Source organism: Falsiroseomonas algicola (assembly GCF_011040385.1).
GTDB classification, from domain to species: Bacteria; Pseudomonadota; Alphaproteobacteria; order Acetobacterales; family Acetobacteraceae; genus Falsiroseomonas; species Falsiroseomonas algicola.
Map to the genome: position 1 here is coordinate 295,326 of NZ_JAAIKB010000005.1, position 18,362 is coordinate 313,687.

At 73.2% G+C, this 18,362-nt stretch carries 16 protein-coding genes; 6 read left to right on the forward strand and 10 right to left on the reverse strand.

The features are described from left to right. Positions 1 to 33: 33 nt before the first annotated feature. Positions 34 to 225, reverse strand: coding sequence for a DUF2842 domain-containing protein (locus G3576_RS14935; protein WP_164695209.1), 192 nt, complete (start codon positions 223 to 225; stop codon positions 34 to 36). Between the two features lie 273 nt (positions 226 to 498). Here G3576_RS14935 and G3576_RS14940 point away from each other — a divergent pair, with 273 nt between their 5' ends. From G3576_RS14940 to G3576_RS14950, 3 genes are all read left to right on the forward strand, one after another. Further along, on the forward strand, positions 499 to 1,014 hold the full coding sequence (locus G3576_RS14940; protein WP_164695341.1) for an adenine phosphoribosyltransferase: 516 nt from the start codon (positions 499 to 501) through the stop codon (positions 1,012 to 1,014). Positions 1,015 to 1,144: 130 nt separating this feature from the next. Next, entirely contained in the window at positions 1,145 to 3,127 is a 1,983-nt protein-coding gene (locus G3576_RS14945) for an ATP-binding protein (RefSeq protein ID WP_164695210.1), read from the forward strand. Between the two features lie 88 nt (positions 3,128 to 3,215). Further along, a complete protein-coding gene (locus G3576_RS14950) occupies positions 3,216 to 4,211 on the forward strand; it encodes a hypothetical protein (RefSeq protein ID WP_164695211.1) in 996 nt (331 codons plus the stop codon). Positions 4,212 to 4,214: 3 nt separating this feature from the next. Here the strand turns inward: G3576_RS14950 and G3576_RS14955 are convergent, their stop codons facing one another. Continuing rightward, positions 4,215 to 5,309, reverse strand: a complete 1,095-nt coding sequence (locus G3576_RS14955) for an AbrB family transcriptional regulator (protein ID WP_164695212.1) — start codon at positions 5,307 to 5,309, stop codon at positions 4,215 to 4,217. A 257-nt stretch (positions 5,310 to 5,566) separates the two neighbouring features. On the opposite strand from G3576_RS14955, the gene G3576_RS14960 reads away from it, so the two are divergent. Beyond that, complete coding sequence (locus G3576_RS14960) at positions 5,567 to 5,857, forward strand: hypothetical protein (protein ID WP_164695213.1); 291 nt, start codon at positions 5,567 to 5,569, stop codon at positions 5,855 to 5,857. 63 nt (positions 5,858 to 5,920) lie between these two features. Here G3576_RS14960 and G3576_RS14965 read toward each other — a convergent pair whose 3' ends face one another. The 7 genes from G3576_RS14965 to G3576_RS14995 form a co-directional block, all read right to left on the reverse strand. Beyond that, positions 5,921 to 7,225, reverse strand: a complete 1,305-nt coding sequence (locus G3576_RS14965) for a DUF1217 domain-containing protein (protein WP_164695214.1) — start codon at positions 7,223 to 7,225, stop codon at positions 5,921 to 5,923. Position 7,226: 1 nt separating this feature from the next. Then, a complete protein-coding gene (locus G3576_RS14970; protein WP_164695215.1) occupies positions 7,227 to 7,634 on the reverse strand; it encodes a flagellar biosynthesis regulator FlaF in 408 nt (135 codons plus the stop codon). Positions 7,635 to 7,713: 79 nt separating this feature from the next. Beyond that, positions 7,714 to 8,904 carry a flagellin gene (locus G3576_RS14975; protein WP_164695216.1) on the reverse strand — a complete coding sequence of 397 codons (1,191 nt, stop codon included), beginning with the start codon at positions 8,902 to 8,904 and terminating at the stop codon, positions 7,714 to 7,716. A 193-nt stretch (positions 8,905 to 9,097) separates the two neighbouring features. Beyond that, entirely contained in the window at positions 9,098 to 9,589 is a 492-nt protein-coding gene (locus G3576_RS14980) for a flagellar biosynthesis repressor FlbT (protein ID WP_164695217.1), read from the reverse strand. A 271-nt stretch (positions 9,590 to 9,860) separates the two neighbouring features. Next, positions 9,861 to 10,901: a flagellin gene (locus G3576_RS14985; RefSeq protein ID WP_164695218.1), complete on the reverse strand. Its 1,041-nt coding sequence runs from the start codon at positions 10,899 to 10,901 to the stop codon at positions 9,861 to 9,863. Positions 10,902 to 10,903: 2 nt separating this feature from the next. Beyond that, entirely contained in the window at positions 10,904 to 12,433 is a 1,530-nt protein-coding gene (locus tag G3576_RS14990; protein ID WP_164695219.1) for a flagellar hook-associated protein FlgK, read from the reverse strand. Positions 12,434 to 12,458: 25 nt separating this feature from the next. Further along, a complete protein-coding gene (locus G3576_RS14995) occupies positions 12,459 to 13,826 on the reverse strand; it encodes a flagellar hook protein FlgE (protein WP_164695220.1) in 1,368 nt (455 codons plus the stop codon). 209 nt (positions 13,827 to 14,035) lie between these two features. Between G3576_RS14995 and G3576_RS15000 the strand changes: the two genes are divergently transcribed. Both G3576_RS15000 and G3576_RS15005 read left to right on the forward strand, forming a co-directional pair. Next, on the forward strand, positions 14,036 to 16,033 hold the full coding sequence (locus G3576_RS15000) for a flagellar hook-length control protein FliK (RefSeq protein ID WP_164695221.1): 1,998 nt from the start codon (positions 14,036 to 14,038) through the stop codon (positions 16,031 to 16,033). Positions 16,034 to 16,045: 12 nt separating this feature from the next. After that, on the forward strand, positions 16,046 to 16,714 hold the full coding sequence (locus tag G3576_RS15005; protein WP_164695222.1) for a flagellar hook assembly protein FlgD: 669 nt from the start codon (positions 16,046 to 16,048) through the stop codon (positions 16,712 to 16,714). 2 nt (positions 16,715 to 16,716) lie between these two features. On the opposite strand, the gene pgi is transcribed toward G3576_RS15005, so the two are convergent. Continuing rightward, a complete protein-coding gene (gene pgi, locus G3576_RS15010) occupies positions 16,717 to 18,336 on the reverse strand; it encodes a glucose-6-phosphate isomerase (protein ID WP_164695223.1) in 1,620 nt (539 codons plus the stop codon). Positions 18,337 to 18,362 lie beyond the last annotated feature (26 nt).

Consider the following 18,362-nt stretch of genomic DNA (forward strand, 5'->3'; position numbering starts at 1 on the left):
CGCGCGCCGATCTCCCTAAGAAAAAGCCGGCGCCTACCGTGCGCCGGCCGCCCAGAACATCAGCCGCTTGGCGGGCCAGGCCCAGGCGATGCCCGCCACCGTGAAGTAGATGAACTGCAGCACCCAGTGCAGCGGCAGGACATGGTCCGCCAGCGCGACCACCGCCATCACATAGAGCGCGAAGCCGACCAGGCCGATGAGCAGGGCAATGGGGGTGCGGGACATGGCGGCGATGTGGACCGCGCCTGCCGATCCGCCAAGCCCCCAGCCAGCGTGATCGCGCGCGACTCCATCCTGCTGTTGCGGCGGCCAGCCCCCCGGGCGTAGCGTGCCCCCCGAGGAAGGCACAGGCTCGCCCGCCATCCGCGCACCCCGCGCGGTGGCCCACGGTCTTGCGCCCCCATCCCGGAGCACACGACCACAGGCATGGCTGACCAGAACCTCCCCCCTTCCGGCCTCCCCGGCACCGATGGCACGCGCCTCATCCCCGATCCCGCGATCGACCTGAAGGACCATATCCGGGGCATCCCCGATTTCCCGAAGCCGGGGATCCTGTTCTACGACATCTCCACCCTGCTCCGGCACGGCTCCGCCTGGCGCACGGCGATGGCGCGGATGGCGGACATCATCCGCCCGCACCAGCCCCAGGTCCTGGCCGGCATCGAAAGCCGCGGCTTCCTGGTGGCCGCGCCGCTCGCCCTCGAACTCGGCCTCGGCTTCGTCATGCTGCGCAAGCCGCGCAAGCTGCCGGGCCTGACCATCGGGCTCAGCTACGCGCTCGAATACGGCACCGACCGGATCGAGATGCAGGCGGATGCCGTGCAGCCCGGCCAGCGCGTCGTGCTGCTGGATGATCTGCTGGCGACGGGCGGCACCATGGCGGCCGGCATCTCCCTGCTCCGCCAGGCCGGCGCCGTCGTGCCCTGCGCCGCGGCGCTGATCGAATTGACCTTCCTCGGTGGCAGAGGCCGGCTCGATGTCCCGTTCGAAGCGCTCATCCAGTACGACGACTAGCCGGCCTCCGCCGGCGGGTTCGGAATCGGACCCGCCGCCGGAAACGCCGGCCAGACTGTCGCCCGCCGCCGGATCACTCCCCGGACCGGCGGCGGGCATCCCGGACCACGCTGCCCCGCCAGCCGTCCTCATGGCGGCCGGCTTCCCTTCCGTGCTGGCCGCCGCCGCCGCCGCCGCGCCCACCGGCATCGTCATCGCCGACCCGACCCTGCCGGACTGCCCCATCGTCTTCGCGAACCCGGCCTTCCACCGCATCACCGGCTATGCGCCGGAGGCCGTCATCGGCCGCAACTGCCGCTTCCTCCAGGGCCCGGGCACGGACCCCGATTCCATCGCCGCCATCCGCGCCGCGATCCGGGAGGCCCGGCCCCTCGACATCCGCCTGGTCAACTACCGCCGCGACGGCCGCCGCTTCGTCAACGAACTCCACCTCTCCCCCGTCCTCGATGCCGAGGGCCGGCTGCGCCACATCCTCGGCATCCAGCACGACGTCACGGACCGCGTCGCCGCGGAGGCCGCCGCCCGGTCCGCCCAGCGCGCGGCGGAGCGTGCCCGCCGTGCCGCGGAGCGCGCCAGCCACGAGAAATCCGAATTCCTCGCCTTCATGAGCCATGAGGTCCGCACGCCGCTCAACGGCGTGCTCGGCACGCTCTCGCTCCTCACGGACACGCCGCTCGATGCGGAGCAGCGCGCCTATGTCGATACCGCGCGGCGCTGCGGCGATACGCTGCTCTGGACGGTGAACGAGATCCTCGACCTCTCGCGGATCGAGGCCGGGCAGCTGATCCTGGAGGCGATTCCCTTCGACCTCGACCAGCCGGTGCGGGACGTGCTGGCCCTGCAGGCCGCGGCGGCGGCGGAGAAGGGGATCGGGCTGCGCGCGGTGATCGACCCGGCGCTGCCGCGCCGCGTGGTGGCGGATCCGCAGCGGCTGCGCCAGGTGCTGCTGAACCTGGCCGACAACGCCGTGAAGTTCACCGCCGCCGGCGCCGTGGAGATCCGCCTGGCCCGATTCGGCGATCGCCTGGTGGTGGAGGTGCAGGATAGCGGCTGCGGCATCTCCCCCTCGCTGCGCCGCCGCCTGTTCCAGCGCTTCCAGCAGGCGGATTCGGGCACGGCGCGGCGGCATGGCGGATCGGGCCTCGGCCTGATGATCTGCCGCCGCCTGGTCGGGCTGATGGGCGGCACCATCGCGGTGGAGAGCGAGGCCGGCGCCGGCAGCGTCTTCCGCTTCGACCTGCCGCTGGTCGCCGCGCCGGACCAGCCGGAGGGGATCGGCCCCGCCACGCTGCTGCCCATCGCGCCCGATCCGGCGCCTGGAACCTCCGCCCCGCGCCGCGCGCCCGCCGCGCCCCGCGGCCATGTGCTGCTGGCGGAGGATGGGGAGGCGAGCCAGCTCGTTGCCGCCGCCATGCTGCGGCGCGCGGGCTTCGGGGTGGACCTCGTGACCGATGGCACGGAGGCCGTCGCCGCCGCCGCGCGGGGATCCTACGACGCCATCCTGATGGATGTCCGGATGCCGGGCCTCGATGGCTATGCTGCCACGGCCATGATCCGCGCGCTGGAGGGGGAGGCCGCGCAGGTCCCGATCCTGGCCTTCACCGCCGCCGCCATGCCGGGCGATGCCGAACGCTGCCTCGCTGCCGGCATGGATGCGCATCTCGCCAAGCCGGTGGACCGGGAGGGGCTGGTCCGCGCCGTCGATGCCCTGATGGAACGCCGCCCGCGCCGTCCCACCCCGACGCCCGAACCCGGCCCCGCCCATTCGCTGCTGGACCGGGAGACGGTGGAGGAACTGCGCGGCGCCCTCGGCCCCGGCCGCCTGCCGGACCTCATCGCCATCTTCGTCGCGGAGACCGAATCCCGCCTCCGCCGCCTGCTGGCCCGCCCCGACCTGGCCGCGTTGGAGGAGGAGGCGCATTCCCTGCAGGCCGCCGCCGGCACCTTCGGCACGGCGGCACTCCGGGAGGCGGCGCTGGCGCTGGAGGACGCCGCCCGGGCGCGGGACCAGGGGCGCGTCGATGCCCTGCTGGCAAGCCTGCCGGCGCTGGTGGAACGCAGCCTCCAGGCGCTGACCCGCAGTATCGGACAGGCCGCGACGGCGCGATCCTGACCCTGCCCACCTGGGGTGGGCTGGCAGCTTGCCACGATTGCGCCTTAATCCGACGGCTAGGTGGCGCCCGATGGAGAGGCCGAGGGGGATGGGAACCACGCACCCGACCCGAAGGGGGCTCGCCGGCGCCGGCCTTCTGGCGGCGCTGGGCGTTGCCGCGCGGCCTGTCCTGGCCGCGACGCCCGTGCCGGAGGCCGCGATCCTGCTCTCGCCGGGGCCGGAGGATGGGCCGGAAGCCCGCATGGCCGGCCGCGCCGCCGCGGCGCTCGCCCGGGGCCTGGTGCAGGCCTCGGCGCTGCGAGTCACCGTGCTCGGCGGGCCGGATGGCATCACCGCCGCCAACCGCTTCGCCTCCTCCACCGCGCCGGATGGCCGCGTGCTGCTGCTGCTGCCGGGGCTCGCTGCCCAGGCCCAACTCGTCGGCGACAGCCGCGCCCGCTACGAGCCGCGGCAATGGCCGGCGCTTTGCGCCAGCCTGCAGGCGGCGGTGGTGGCGGGACGAGGGGCGCCGGCGGATGGCACGCCGCTGCGGGTCGCACTCCCCGGCCCCGCCGCGCCGGAAGCGGCGGCGCTGCTGGCGCTCGATCTGCTCGGCCGGCGCGCGGCGCCGGTCTTCGGCCTGTCCGGCGCGGCGGCGGAAGCGGCCGTCAGCCAGGGCCAGGTGGATGCGCTGGTGCTTTGCGGGGGTGCGCCGGGGCCGCGTGCCGCCGCGCTCGGCCTCACCCCCTGGTTCGCCTTCGATGCCGCCGGCGGCGGGCGGGATGCGCTGGCGCCGGAAATCCCCTCCCTCGGCGACCTGATCCCCGACCCGCACCGCCCGGACCTGCTGGAAGCCGCCCGCGCCGCCGGCGCGGCCATGCGCACCCGCGCGCTGGTGGTGCTGCCCCAGCTCACCTCCGCCGATGTGGTGGCGCTGTGGCGCGGCGCCGCGCAGCGCTGGGCGGAGGAACCGGCGGATGAGGGGGCGCGCCGCGTCGGCGCGGCGGAGGCGACGATGCTCTCCTCCACGCTCTGCGCGGCGCCCGACATCGCCCTGGCCTATCGCGAATGGCTGCTGCGCCGCCTCAACTGGCGGGCGGGGTAGGCGCTACTTCGCAAGCCCCACCTTCACTGCGACCCGCCAGATCGGATCGACCAGCAGGTTGCAGGCGACCGTGCGCACCAGGTGGAAGCCCAGCACCAGCGGCACCGCCATGTCGAGCGCCTTGGCCGTGATCGTCATCTCCGGCATGCCCCCCGGCGCCATGCCGAGCATCGCCGCCGTCACCGGCAGGCCGGAGACCCAGGCCAGCCCCACCGCGACCGCGGCCAGGATGGCGGAGAGCAGCAGCGTCGATCCGACGGAGGCCAGCGCGAGTCGCCGCGAGCTCAGGATGAAGCGCCGGTTCAGCCGCTGCCCCAGGCTGGCCCCCATGCCGATCTGGCCGAGATTCACCATCCAGGTCGGCACGCCGGAGGGCAGCATGTCGAAGGCCGCCATCAGCACCACGATGGCGCAGGGGCCGAGCATCCAGGGATTGGCGATGGGCAGCAGGCGGAACAGGAAGGCCGCCCCGAAGCCGATCGGCATCAGCGCCAGCAGGCCGAGCCATTCCACCGGCGGGCGTTCCGCCAGGAAGGCGCCGGCGCCGCCGCGGGGCGCCAGCCAGGTGATCAGCGGCGGGAAGATCACCACCACCAGCATCACCCGGATGGTCTGCGCCAGCGTCACCGCGGGGACGGAGACATTGGCCCGCTGCGCCAGCACGGCCATGACGATGACGCCGCCCGGCACGGCGGCGAAATAGCCGGTGCGCGTATCCGTGCCTGCCATGCGCGCGAAGGCCTGCGCCACCAGCGCGCCGACGACGATGCTGAGCACCGCTGCCAGCACCAGCCAGGGCAGCGCCGTGGCCAGCGCCGCCAGCACGGAGGGCGAGAAGGTCTGCCCGAAGCCGAGGCCGAGAAACACGAGGCCGACCGGCCGCAGCGGCGGCGCCACCGCCGCGCGGTCATGCCAGGCCAGCACGCCGGTCGCCGCCATGGCGCCCAGCATCCAGGCCAGCGGGATATGCAGCAGGGAGAACAACGCGCCCCCGCCCGCCGCGGCCAGCGCCGTCAGCAGATAGGCGATCGGCCCGGGCGAGGCTCGGGCAGCGGGTGCGGGGTCTGGCGCGGAAGGGGGGGAGGGGGAGGGTGCCACGAACGACCGGTCTTGCCGTGGTGCAGCATCCACCCGGGCCAGCCCGCGGTCAAACCGCCGCGTGGGGAGGCCGCCCGTCGCGATGCAAGAGGAAATCTCGCACGACGAGGCACTGTTTCGGTCGCGCTTAACGCTTCTGTAGCGGCTGTGTCGCATGGTGGGCTGTGCCGCCGGAAATCCCATGTTCCGGTTGCCTGCCGCCGCCCCGCCAGGGACGGCCGATCCCGCCAGGAGGGCGCTTCCCGGAAGATTCCGCCATGAGCACCTCACTGCTCCAGCCCGCCAGCCCCGCCGCCGCCGCGACGCCGATCGCGCAGCCGCGCAGCCAGGCGCCGTCCTCGGCGCCCGCGGCGCCGGCCGAATCGGCGCCGGCCATGCCGAACCCCCGGCTGCGAATCGACCCCGCGCTCAGCCTGGTGGTGATCGAGTTCCGCGACTCGGTGGGAGAGGTGTCGCTGTCCATCCCGACGCCGAAGGAGCTGGAAGCCTATCGCGACCAGCCCAAGGCGGAGCCGGAGCCCGCGCCGCAGGTCGACGTCTCCCGCTGAGGCGGGGCCTTGCCGCCGCCTGGCGCGTGATCAGGCGGTGCCCCGCCGCCGCTTGCGGCGGCGTCAGGCGGTAAAGGAAATCCGCCTGGTGGACAGCGTGGCGATGGTGCTGGCGCTGCTGCCGCCGAACAGCGCCATCACCGCGCCGTTGCCGCTGCTGCTGGTGCCGGCCGACAGCGCCAGGAAGCGCTGCGCCAGCTTCGCCACCTCCCGCGTGTCCTGCAGCTTCGTGATGTCGAGCCGTTGCGTCAGCAGCGTCTTCTGCTGGTCGAAATCCAGCACGCCGAAGCTCTCCGGCAGGCCGAGCGCGCCGCGCACCACCGCGGTCATGGCCTTGTCCTCCATCAGCCCGACGATGGTCGTCACCTTCGACGCGTTGCGCATGAAGTAGAGCGCCTCCCGCAGCCCCGCATTGCCATCGCCCATCGCCTTCTCGTAGCGGTTGGTGATGGCGCCGGCGACCACGCGGTCGAGCAGCTTCGGATCGGCGCCGAAGGGGGAGACGGCGCTCGCTTCCGCCGCCGCCGCGGCTTCCACCGCCTCGTCGCCCGCCCGCGTCGCGCGGCTGAGCGAGGCGAGTTGCGCGGTGCCGAGCGCGGCCACCTGCCGCGTGGTCAGCGCGCGGGACTGGTCGAAGCTCATCGCCGCCAGCTGCGTGGTGGACAGCGCCGCCACCTGCTCCGTCCCCATCGTCGCGATCTGGGCGGAGGAGAGGGCGCGGATCTGCGCCGCGCCCCATTGCCGAGCCTCCGCGGGATCGATCACCGCCACCTGCAGCGGCGTCAGCGCCGCGACCTGGCTGGGCCGCAGCGCGGCGACCTGCGTCGATCCCAGCGCGCGCACATCCGGCAGGTCGAGCACGGAGATCGCGGCGCTGCCGAGCGCGCGGAGCTGCGTGGTGGACAGCGCCGCCACCTGGCTGCTGGAGAGCGCCCGCACCTGTTCCGTGCTGAGCCCCGCCACCTGCTTCGCGGTGAGGGACGCGACCTGCATCGTCGTCAGCGCGGCGATCTGCGTCGTGGTCAGCGCACTCGCTTCCCGCGTCGCGAAGGCGGCGGCGAGTTCGCGCCACCGCCGGTCGGTCAGCTTGTTGGCCAGGCTGCCTTCCGCGGTAGGGTCCTCGGTCAGGATCTTCCGCAGGATGCCGCGCTTGTCGATCTCCCCTTCCAGCTGGAAGGCTTCCAGCACCACCTGCAGGGTGCGGCGGTCCTTCAGCAGGGATTCGACATCGCGATGCTTCGAGGCGGCGTCGCGGAAGCGCTCCATCGCCGCCTTGTTGTCGGCGCGCGTCGCGAAGCGCGCTTCGAGGTTGGCGCCTTCGCGCTGTGCGACGGCGAAGGCCGTCAGCGCGCCAAGGCCGGGCAGCATGTCACGCCATGCCCGGAACGAAGTGCAGCACGGTGCCGGGCGCCTTGGCCGGGGCCGGCGCCGCGGGAAGGGCGCGCTGCGCTTCCAGCGCCTCGATCAGGTCGCGATGCAGCGCCATCAGCGGATCGAGGCTGCCGCCGTCATCCAGCCGCCGATCCGTCTCCCGCTGCGCCCAGAGGCCGAGGGAGATGAGCTGCCCGCGCAGCGCAGGCGGCAGCTTGTTGCCGGGGGATCCGAGGTCGCTGATCAGGATCGACCACAGCCGGTGCACCTTCTCCAGCGCCACGGCGCGGGACCTTGTGTCGGTGGCGGCGGCCATCAGCCCGTTGACGTAGCGGAAGGCGCGCAATTCGATGTCGCGCGGATGCGCGTGGGCGTTCTGGGTGGCGGCGTAGCGCGCTGCGCTCATGATCCCTCCGGTTGGACAGAAGCGGCGGGGGCGCCGGCTCCATCGCCGCCCCCGCCGCCTTGGACGACGCCTCAGCCGATCATCGGAACAGGCTGAGCAGCGACTGGCTCTGTTCGTTGGCGATGGAGAGCGACTGCGTCGCCAGCTGCTGCTTGGTCTGCAGGCTGGTCAGCCGCGCGCTTTCCTCCGCGAGATCCGCATCGACCAGGGCGCCGAGGCCTTCCTTGATCGAGTCGTTCAGCTGGGTGGTGAAGGTCGTCAGGCCATCCACCTGGCGGATATTGGCGCCGAGGTTCGCGAGCCGCGTGCCCATCAGGTCGATCGCACCCTCGACGAGCGCGATCGCCTCATCCTGGCCCGTGCCCGCCGCCGGCGCGGCTTCCACCGTGGCGCCGGTGATGTCGGTGGTGACATCCTCCGAATTGCCGCGGATGTAGAGCTCACCCTCATTGTTCAGGCCGGCATCGAGGCCCGCTTCCTTCATGCGCGTGATCAGCGCGGTGACGCGCGTCAGCGGGCTGTCCGTCGCCTCGAACTGCACGTCGAAGACGCGGACGTTCGGGTCGGGCGTGGTGCCGAGCGCGGCGGAGCCGTCGCTGAACTCGAACACCAGGTCCACGTCTTCCAGCGCCGTCGTCGGGTCATTGTCCAGGTCGCGCTGCACCGTCACGGTCAGCACTTCGCCATTCGCGGGCGCCAGCGTGTCGTCGAAGGTCACGGTGCGTGCCGCGGAGGTGACGGACAGGCCCGTCAGGTCGAGCCCGCCCGAGGTGCTGTCCGTGCCCTGGACCGACGTGACGGAGCCCGAGATGTCGCGGACGATGTCGACGGAGGTGTTGGTCACCCCTTCCACCGTCAGGCCGTTCACCAGCAGGTTCACGCCGTTGAAGGTGGCGGAGCGCGCGAAGGCGTCGATGTTCTGCAGCGCGTTGGTGATCTGGTTGTTGATCTGCTCCGCATCCAGGCCCTGCTGCTGGCCCTGCGTCATGGTCTGCTTCAGCCGGCCGAGCTCGTCGGAGATCTGCGTCGCGGCGTCGCGCGCCACTGTCAGCGCGGACTTGCCGAACTTCAGGCTGTCCTTCACCGCCGTCATGCCGTTGAGGTCGGCGCGCATGTTCTGCGAGATCGCGAACACCGCGGGATCGTCATCCGCCTTGCTGATGCGCAGATTCGTCTCGATCCGCTGCTGGGTCTTCCCCATGTCCTTGCCGATATTGTTCAGCGAGCGGATCGCCGCCATGGCGGCGGCATTGGTGTTGACGGAGGACATCGTCCCCATCTCCTTCGACAGGCGTTCCGTGGTCAGGCCGGCCTTTTGCCTCCCTCCTCACGGGGCCGGGCGCATGGCGTCGCGACGACGCCCCCGCCTCCGGCCGGAGACCCGCGCTTCGCGGGCCTTCTCCCACATCCTGCCATGCCGGGGATGAAGCTTGCGTAAAGCCCCGTCCGGCACGGCGGGAAATCTAGTCGGCGTGCGGCCGCATCCCCTGCATCTGGGCCTGCGTATGCGCCTGCGCCGCGGCGGCCACGCCCACCATCGGCATCGGCAGGCCGGTCTGCACATCCAGCCCCAGCACCGTCGCCTCATGCCGCATCACATGCCGCACCAGCCGCAGCGCCTGGTACCACTCATCCTGCTCCGCCATCGCCAGCGCACGCTCCAGCAGCTGCCGCGCCATCGACGATGTCGTCGCCTCCTGGAACTCCGCCACCAGGCGATGCGCATCCGCCATCGCGGATTCGCGATCCTCCTCGGGCCCGACATAGGCGCATTGCAGGGCGAAATAGATGCGGCGCGCCGGGGTGTTCGCCGCCTCCGGGGCCATCACCTGCTTGCCGAACAGGAAACGCGCCTTGGCAACAAGCTCCACCCGGGTCCGGCTGCGGAACCGCAGCGACGCGCCGTTCACCACCATCAATTCGCCGGCACGCATCTCGAGCACCAACGTGGACATGCCACTCTCCCAAGCCTGGCGGCATGGCGGCGGGGGGGTAGAAGCCCGCCATGCCGGGGGGCCGGCGAACGCCGGCCAACGCGAATCTTTCGCCACCACACAGCCTGCGCCGCGTGCTCGATCCTTCGAGGGCGCGTCGCGCGTCCCGGCACGGGGGCCGGGGACGCACGTCGCAGACGCATCATCACCCATCCGGCTTAACCAGGGTTGAAGGCGGCGCCCCCGATCCATCGCGTCATCCCTCATGCCATGTCTCCTGCCCCATCCCGCCTCAGCCCAGCATCGACGCGAGCGAGAGGCGGGAGACCATCGTCGTCACGGTGTAGGAAGCCTCCAGCCGTTCCTTCACCTGCGCCAGCTCGGCGGAGACCTGCGCCAGGTCCACCTCCGCCACGTCGCCCAACTGCGTGCGCAGCGCCACCACCAGGTCCGCATGGCGTTCCCGCGCGGCATCGATGCGGGAGGCGGCAGAGCCGAGCTTGCCCTGTTCCGCCGCCAGCCCATCCGTGGCGCCATCCAGCATGGCGGTCGCGCCTTCCAGCAGGTCATCCCAGCCATCGCCCGCCTGGAACTGCGCCTGGGTGACGGAAGCCAGCACCGCCAGCCCGCGCAGCAGCTCCCGCCCCCAGGATTCCGTCACCTCATCCGCGCTGTCGCGGTTGGCGAAGACGCCGATCGACACGCGCTCCCCATCCGCCACCTGCAGCGCGCGCCGCGCCTCCGTGGTGCCGTCGCCTTCCAGGAAGTCAGAGAAAGGGGTGGTCGCCGGGTCGGTCGCGATCGCCTGCGTATCGGCCAGCACCGTCGCGGCATTGGTCGGGTCCAGCGTGGCGACGGAAGCGGCGATGGCGGTCGCCATCGGCCCGGTCGCGATGTTCACGGCATCCGGCACCGGCGGGTTGGTCACGTCCGACCCGCCGAACAGGTATTCATTGCCGTGCTTCGTGTTCAGCAGCGCCGCCGCCTCCTCAAGCGCCGCGCGGGCGATGTCGGCCAGCGATTCGACGGAGACCGAGCCGAGCGTGCGCGCCCGCAGGGCTTCGGAGGCCACGTTGCTCGACAGCTGGTGCAGCCGGTTCAGCACGGTCTGGGTGGCATCGGTGCGCGCGAGCGCGCGGTCGGCGGCCTCCGTGAAGACCTCCCGCTTCGCGATCTCCACCTTGAGGTCGATGGCGCGCCGCGCATCGAGCCCGAGGTCGCCATGCACCACCCCCCGCTGGCCCGTGCTGACCTGGCGGGAGATCACGTCCATCCGGGCCCGCATGGAGGCCTGTTCCAGCGCCATGCCGCCGATCATGGAGATGGTCGACATGATCAGCGCACCGCGCCGAACAGCGCGTCCCACATCGCCTGGATGGTGGAGATCACGCGCGCATTCACGCCATAGGCCGTCTGCAGCTGCACCATCGCTGCCACCTCCTTGTCCACATCGACGCCGGACCGTTCCTGCAGGCGCGATCCCAGCACGTCCCGCAGCCCCTCCGCCCGTTCCTTCGTGGCCGTGGCGGCGGCGCGCGTGCCGGCCTGCTCCGCCACCAGCGCGCTGCCGTATTCCTCCAGCGTCCGCAGCCCGCTGAGGGGCGAGGAAAGCGTGCCATCCGGGCCGAGCCCGCCGGTCGCGAAGCCTGGCTGCGCGACGCCGGCCGCCAGTTCGGCGCCGAAGCTGAAATCCAGCAGCCGGTCGAGCAGGGTGGAGAAGCCGGCCGGCCCGGTCGCCGTGTTCGGCGTGAAGGCGGTGGGCCCGCCCGGCGCCGCCGCCACCGCATGGGTGCCGTCGCGCACCAGCGACGGGTCCGCCACCACATCCGGGTTCACGCGGATGGCGCCGGCGAAGCCCACCATGGCGCTGCCGGCATAGGGCTGCGTCACATCCGGCACCGTGCCGGCATCGTCGGTGAAGAGCCGGAGGCCCTGCGCCTCCATGCGGTAGGCGAGCTGGGAGGCCGCGACATCGGCCTCCGCCTGCATGCGCGGCAGCGTCGCGTCCCGCAGTTCCGCCGCCGCACCCAGCCGCCCGCCGGCCAGGCGCCGCGTCACGTCGATGCCGTCCAGCATCACGCCGGGCAGCGTGCCGCCATTGCCGTGCCAGGCGCCGGAGCCGACGGTCGCATCGTCCAGCGAGAAGGGCTGGCTCCCTTCATCGAGCGGCAGCGTGATGCCGCCGCGGGCGATCAGCGTCACCTCCCCGGTCGAACGCCGGATGACGGTGATGTCGATGCTCTCCGCCACCGCGCCGATCAGCCCGTCGCGCTGGTCCTCCAGCTCCGCCGTGCTGCGCGCGGCCGCGGCTTCCTGCCGGATCGCCTCGTTCAGGCCGGCGATGGCGGAGAGGTTGGCATTCAGCGACGCCACCTCCGTCCGCATCGCGTCCTGCGCCTGCTGCCGCGCCTCCCCGATCGCGGCGGAGACGCCGTTGAGCCGCGCGGCCAGGTCCTCCGCCGCGCTCACCACATCGCCGCGCCGGATCGCATCCGCCGGCGCCTCCCGCAGCGCCACGATCGCGTCGCGCAGCCCGCCCATCAGCCCGCCGATGCTGTCGCCATTCTCGGGCGATCCATGCGCGGCCTCCACGCCGCGCAGCAGATCCTCCCGCAGCGCGCCGGCCGCCACGTTGCCCTTCGCGCGGTCCTGCGCCGCGATCAGCGCCAGGTCCACGTCGCGTGCCGCCGGCTGGCTCTTCACGCCGATGCCGGTGCCGGCCGCCGTCATGGTGGTGCCTTCCAGCACCTTGCGCGTATGCCCCGCGACACCCGCATTCGCGATGTCGTTGGAGGCGCGCGCCATCTGCTTCTCGAGCAGCCGGAGCCCGCTGCGCGCGACGGTGAAGGCGAGGTCAAGGCCCATCGGTCAATCCTGCCGGGTCGCCGCCTCAGCGCTTCATGTTGATGGTGTCCTGCAGCATCTCGTCGCTCGCGGTCACGATGCGCGTGTTGGAGGTGTAGGCGCGCTGCGCCAGGATGAGCTTCGAGAACTCGGCGGCGATATCCACGTTCGACCGCTCCACCGACCCGGTGACGAGCTTGCCGACCCCGTTGGTGGAGGCATCGGTCACGCGCGCCTCCCCGCTTTCCACCGTGCGCAGGAAGGCCTGGCCGTCCAGGCGCTGCAGCTTGTCGGGATCGTTGAAGGCCACGACCGGCACGCGCGCCACGATGCGCGTCTGGCCATTGTCGTAGTTCACCGCGACGTCGCCATTCTCCCGCACCGTCACGCCGGAATAGGAACCGAGCGGCACGCCATCCTGCGACAGGTCGCGCACCGTGTATTCGGTGCCGGCATACATGGTCAGGCCCGTCGGCACGCCGAAGCCGCCGAGATTGATCTGCACGTCCTGGTTCCCGTAGCCGTAGTCGACGCTGAAGCCGAGGAAGGCGTTGTCGCCCGCCTCCGCCGGCGCGGGCGTCGTGCCCGTGGCGTTGGCGATGGTGGTGATGGAGGAGATGGTGCCGGGCGCCGCCGTCACCACCGGCGGGCCGGCGGCGATCTGGCCGCCGAACTGCACATCGACGAAGCGGCCGGCCGCGGGGTTCAGCGTGTCGTTCTCCGGCGTGATGCGCAGCCGCCAGGTGTCGGTATCCAGCCGCCACCAGTCGAGCGTCACCTGCTGCTGGTTGCCGAGCGCGTCATAGATCTGGATCACGCTGCTGACGGGATCCTCCACCGGCGCCCAGGGCGCCGCGGCGGGGATCGCGGCCACCGCATCCACGTTGCTCGGCAGGTTGGCCGCGAGGTTGATCTCCCCGGTCGGGACGGGGTTGTAGACCAGCTCGGAGACGCGGATCGGTGCCAGCGTGGTGCGGTCCGGCTCCCCGGTCGCCAGCATCTTCCAGCCTTCGAGGTAGTAGCCGCTGCCATTCACCATGTAGCCGTCGCGGTCCATGGCGAAGTCGCCGGCGCGGGTGAACATCTGCCGGTCGTCGAAGATCACGTCGGCGCCCGAGCCCCCGCGCGACTGCGCGACGGAGAAGAAGCCCTGGCCGGCGATCGCCATGGCCAGCGGGTTCTCCACCTGCTCGATCGTGCCCTGCACCGTATTGGTGTAGTCCGGCCGCGCCTCCACCGAGCCCGGCATGTTCAGCCGCAGGTTCGACCGTGTCAGCCAGTTGGTGAAGTTGGTGTCGGTGCGCTTGAAGCCGACCGTCTGGCTGTTGGCCACGTTGTCGGAGACATGGCCCAGCGCGCGGGCCTGCGCCGCAAGCCCGCTGATCGCGGTGGTCATCGAGCCGAGCAGCGACATGTCCCTGGTACTCCGCAAGGGGTGGGGGCCAGCGTCGTTGCCGTCGCCGAACCCGGTCCCGGGGGCCAGCGCAACCGCCGTGCCAGCGCCATCGGCCCGCCGGCCGGGCCAAGCCTGCCCGGTGCCGGCAGATCCTGCCGGGCAGGAACCCGCTTCTGCCGCCGCCGGCCGCCGCCGCCCTGGCATGGTCGTTGCGCTGGGGCCCGGCCATGGACCAGCCGCTTGCCGCCACCGCGCCGACCCTGTCCGTGAACCCGCCGGGCCGCACGGCGGAACGGCCGGCCGCGACGCCCGGCGGCTTCGGCCAGGTGCTGGACGCCGCGGTGGCGGGGGAGGGCGCCCCGGCGCCCGAGGCCGCGCCGGCGGCGGAGCCCGCCGCGACCGAGGCGGCGGCGGTGCCTGCTTCGGCCGAGGCCGCGGTTCCAGCGCCGGCCGAGCCTGCCGGGGAGGCGGTGGCCGAGGACGCGATCCCCGTGCCCGGCGGCGACGCTGCCCCCGCCTTGCCCGCCACCATCCCCCTGGCCGAGCCGGTCACGCCACTGGCCATCGAGCAGGCGCTGGCCGGCCTGCCGCCGACATTGGCAGCCGCCCTGCCGCCGGTCGCGGCGCCCACCGCCCCGTCCCCCGCCACGCCATCCCCGCCCGGAGCCGCCCCGGCCCCCGCGCCACTGGCCCCGACCGCGATGCCGCAAACGGGCGATCCGGAGGCAGCGCCGTCTCCGACGCCGGATGTGGCGCCGGGGCAGCCGGCCCTTGCCGTGCCCGCCGGTCCGGCTTCCCCCGTCGAGGGGCCGGCACCCACCGCGATGGAGCTTCCCGTGCCGGCTGCCCCGGCGGAGGCAGCCGCCGACTCGCCCGCACCATCGATACCCGGCGTCCCATCCCCCGGCACCGCGACCCCCGGCACCGCAACCCCGGGCAGTGCCGGGCCGTCACGCCCTGCGTCCGAGGGCACGTCGGCGCCGGCTGATCCGGGCCAGGCCAACCCCGGCGCAGCGCCCGTCGCCGTTGCGGCCGATGCCGCCGCGCCTGGGGAGGCAGCGCCTTCCGTCACCACCTCCGCTGCCGCGGTCGATCGACCGGCCCCAGGGCAGGCAGCCACGTCGCCATCCGTTGAAGAACCCGCACAGGCGCCGGGGTTGGGCGCCACGCAGGGCCCCGCGCCGCCCGCCGGGCCTGGGCCGCAAGCTCAGGCCCCGGCGCTGGCCATGGGCGATCCCGCGCGGCCATCCCCTGCCGTGCCAGCCAACGCGCCGCCGACGGGCGGGCCCGCGGCAGAGACCGCTGCCGCCGTCGTGTCGGTCGCCACCACCGGCGTCCCCACGGGCGCCCCCACGGGCGCCGCGACGCTCGCGGCCGCCACCGCTGCCCAGGCTGGCGCGACCGCCAACCCGAGGGCGGCCCCGGCCGCGGCACCGGCCCCCACCGCTCCGACCCCGCCCGGCGCCATCGCGGCGGAGGCATCCGCCACCGATCCCGCCCCCCTGCCAGCCGCGCCCGGCTTCGATCTTCCGCCGGAGGCTGACGCCATCCCGGCACCAGGCATCCCCGCCGCGGCACCGGCCACCGATGCGGCGACCGCGATCCAGCCGGAAGCGCCGGCGGCCGATCTCCGCCTCGCCGAGGCCGCGCATCGCCCCGCCGACCACCGCGCCGCGGAACCCCGCGCCGAGGCCGCGACGCCGCCCGCCCAGCCCTCCGCCCCCACCGATCCCGCCCCGCGCACGCCGCCCCTGCTGGCGCGAGCCCCCGCCACCCCCGCCGCCTGGCCCGCGCGCCAGGTGGCGCCCTTCGCCGTCGCCCTGGCGCTTGGCGGCGATTCCTCCCTGACGCTGACGCTGGACCCGGTCGAACTCGGCCGGGTGGAGGTCTCGATCGACCGCAGCCGGGGCGAGGCGCTGGTCCGCGTCACGGCGGAGCGTGCCGATACCCTCGCCCTGCTGCAGCGCGATGCGCGGGAGCTGGAACGCGCGCTCTCCGATGCCGGGCTCGGGGAGCGCGGCACCAGCCTCTCCTTCGGCCTCAGCGATGGCGGCGCGGCGCGGGACCAGCGGCAGGCGCAGGAGCAATCGCAGGCCGAGGCCCAGGCCCAGGCCCAGCGCAGCCAGCCCGACCGGGCCGCGGAGCTCGGCGGCCCGCTGACCCGGCTGGGCGCCATCCCTCGCCAGGGGGCCGCGCATCGCGGCCTCCTTGACCTTGCCGTCTGAAGGAGGACCGCGATGAGCGGCAGCATCACCGCCACCACCAGCCGGACCACCTCCGGCACCGCCGCGACCGCGAACAGCAACCGCCTGTCGTCGGACCTCAACACCTTCCTGCGCCTGCTGACGACGCAGCTGCAGAACCAGGACCCGACCCAGCCGATGGATGCCAACCAGCTGACCCAGCAGCTGGTGCAGTTCTCCACCGTCGAGCAGCAGATGAACACCAACAGCACGCTGCAATCGCTGCTGTCGCTGCAGCAGGCCGGGCAGCTCGGCCAGGCGGCGTCGCTGGTCGGGAACCGCGTGACGGTGGCCTCCGACCGGCTGCCGCTGCAGAACGGCGGCGCCACGGTGAACCTGCCCGCCGCCGGCGCCGCCCGCTCCGCCCGGATCGAGATCCGCGACACCACGGGCAACCTGGTGCGCAGCCAGACCGTGGCCCTCGGCACCGCCGCCGGCAGCTGGCAGTGGGACGGCAAGGATACGCGCGGCCGGCAGCGCGACGATGGCAGCTATCGCCTGACGGTGACGGGCCTGGCCAGCGATGGCGGTCGCGTCGATATCGACCACACCGTCACCGCCACCGTCACCGGCGCGACCCGCGTCGATGGCGCGGTCACGCTGAAGATGGGCGCCGTGAATGTCGGCTACGACGCCATCCGCGACATCGTCGCGACCAGGTAGGATCAGCCCTGCAGCCGCCGGATCGCCGCCACCATGGCGGCGGTCGCGGCATCGCTGGCCGGCGCATCCCCCGCCAGCGCCGGCAGGATGCCGCCCGCCAGCTGCTTGCCCAGCTCCACGCCCCACTGGTCGAAGGGGTTGATCCCCCAGAAGGCGCCGAGGCAGGCCACCTTGTGCTCATAGAGCGCCACCAGCGCGCCGAGGCTCTCCGGCGTCAGCGCCGGCAGAAGGATGGACACGCTCGGCCGGTCGCCCGGGAAGGTGCGGTGCGGGGCGAGGCGATCGATCTCGTGCGGCGGCAGCCCGGCACGCTGCATCTCCGCCCGCGCCTCCGCCTCCGTCCGCCCACGGGCCAGCGCCTCCGCCTGCGCCAGCGCATTGGCCAGCAGGATGCGGTGGCTTGCGGCGTGACCGTGGTCCGGCCGCGCCACCAGCACGAAATCCACCGGCACCGGCGTGGTGCCCTGGTGGATCAGCTGCAGGAAGGAATGCTGCGCGTTCGTCCCCGGCTCCCCGAACACCACGGGGCCCGTCGCGTGGGCCACCGGCGCGCCCTGCACGGTCACCCGCTTGCCGAGGCTTTCCATCTCCAGCTGCTGAAGATGGGCGGCGAAGCGCGCCAGGCGTTCGTCATAGGGCAGCACGGCGCGGGCGGGGTAGCCCAGCGCATTGACGTGCCAGACCTCGGTCGCCGCCAGCAGCAGCGGCAGGTTGGCGTCCTCCGGCGCCGCCAGGAAATGCTCGTCCATGGCGCGGGCGCCGGCGAGCAGGCCCTGGAACGCCCCCATGCCGCAGGCCAGCGCGATGGAGAGCCCGACCGCCGACCACAGGCTGAACCGTCCGCCCACCCAGTCCCGGAAGCCGAAGACTCGGTCGGGCGCGATGCCGAAGGCGGCCGTCGCGGGCAGGTTGGTGGACAGCGCCGCCAGGTGCCCGCGGGCGCCCTCCTCCCCCAGTGAAGCGGCCAGCCAGGCCTTCACCAGCCCGGCATTGGCCATGGTCTCCTGCGTCGTGAAGGTCTTGGAGGCCACCAGCACCAAGGTCCGCGCGGGATCGAGCGTGGGGCGCAGCGCCTCCCACGCATGGGCATCGACATTGGCGAGGTAATGGGCCCGCATCGGCATGCCGGTCTGCCAGAGGGCCCGCGTCACCATGGCGGGGCCGAGGTCGGAGCCGCCGATGCCGATATTCACCACATCGGTGAAGCGGTCCCCGCGCGCGCCAAGGATCTCCCCCTCATGCACCGCCCGCACGAAGCCGGCCATGGCGGCCAGGGTGCCGTGCACGGCGGCGGAGGCGTCCTCCGACCCCGCCCGGAAGGCGCCCTCCGGCCCCCGCAGCGCCATGTGCAGCGCCGCGCGCGCTTCGGTGCCGTTCACCGCCTGGCCCGCCGCCATGGAGTCGCGGAAGGCCGCCACGCCGCGCGCCCGCGCCAGGGCCAGCAGCGCATCGAGCACCGCCGGCGTCAGCGCGGTGCGGGACAGGTCGAGCGTCAGCCCGGCGGCCTGGTGGGTGAAGGTGGCGGCCCGCCCGGGATCGGCATCCAGCCTGGACCGGATGGCGGCGGCACCCGGCTGGCGGCCGAGCGCCAGCAGCGCCCCCCAAGCCTCTCCGTCCGTCATGCCTGCCCCTCCAATGTTCCGGCTTC

Excerpts from the sequence above, each read along its gene's own strand:
- G3576_RS14975 (WP_164695216.1), bottom strand. The coding sequence starts at position 8,904 with ATGTCCTCCGTCAACACCAATGCCGCCGCCATGGCGGCGATCCGCTCG.
- G3576_RS14945 (WP_164695210.1), top strand. The coding sequence starts at position 1,145 with ATGGCGGCCGGCTTCCCTTCCGTGCTGGCCGCCGCCGCCGCCGCCGCG.
- G3576_RS14950 (WP_164695211.1), top strand. The coding sequence starts at position 3,216 with ATGGGAACCACGCACCCGACCCGAAGGGGGCTCGCCGGCGCCGGCCTT.
- G3576_RS14965 (WP_164695214.1), bottom strand. The coding sequence starts at position 7,225 with ATGCTGCCCGGCCTTGGCGCGCTGACGGCCTTCGCCGTCGCACAGCGC.
- G3576_RS14970 (WP_164695215.1), bottom strand. The coding sequence starts at position 7,634 with ATGAGCGCAGCGCGCTACGCCGCCACCCAGAACGCCCACGCGCATCCG.
- pgi (WP_164695223.1), bottom strand. The coding sequence starts at position 18,336 with ATGACGGACGGAGAGGCTTGGGGGGCGCTGCTGGCGCTCGGCCGCCAG.
- G3576_RS14990 (WP_164695219.1), bottom strand. The coding sequence starts at position 12,433 with ATGGGCCTTGACCTCGCCTTCACCGTCGCGCGCAGCGGGCTCCGGCTG.
- G3576_RS14995 (WP_164695220.1), bottom strand. The coding sequence starts at position 13,826 with ATGTCGCTGCTCGGCTCGATGACCACCGCGATCAGCGGGCTTGCGGCG.
- G3576_RS15005 (WP_164695222.1), top strand. The coding sequence starts at position 16,046 with ATGAGCGGCAGCATCACCGCCACCACCAGCCGGACCACCTCCGGCACC.
- G3576_RS14935 (WP_164695209.1), bottom strand. The coding sequence starts at position 225 with ATGTCCCGCACCCCCATTGCCCTGCTCATCGGCCTGGTCGGCTTCGCG.
- G3576_RS15000 (WP_164695221.1), top strand. The coding sequence starts at position 14,036 with ATGGACCAGCCGCTTGCCGCCACCGCGCCGACCCTGTCCGTGAACCCG.
- G3576_RS14985 (WP_164695218.1), bottom strand. The coding sequence starts at position 10,901 with ATGTCGACCATCTCCATGATCGGCGGCATGGCGCTGGAACAGGCCTCC.
- G3576_RS14960 (WP_164695213.1), top strand. The coding sequence starts at position 5,567 with ATGAGCACCTCACTGCTCCAGCCCGCCAGCCCCGCCGCCGCCGCGACG.
- G3576_RS14980 (WP_164695217.1), bottom strand. The coding sequence starts at position 9,589 with ATGTCCACGTTGGTGCTCGAGATGCGTGCCGGCGAATTGATGGTGGTG.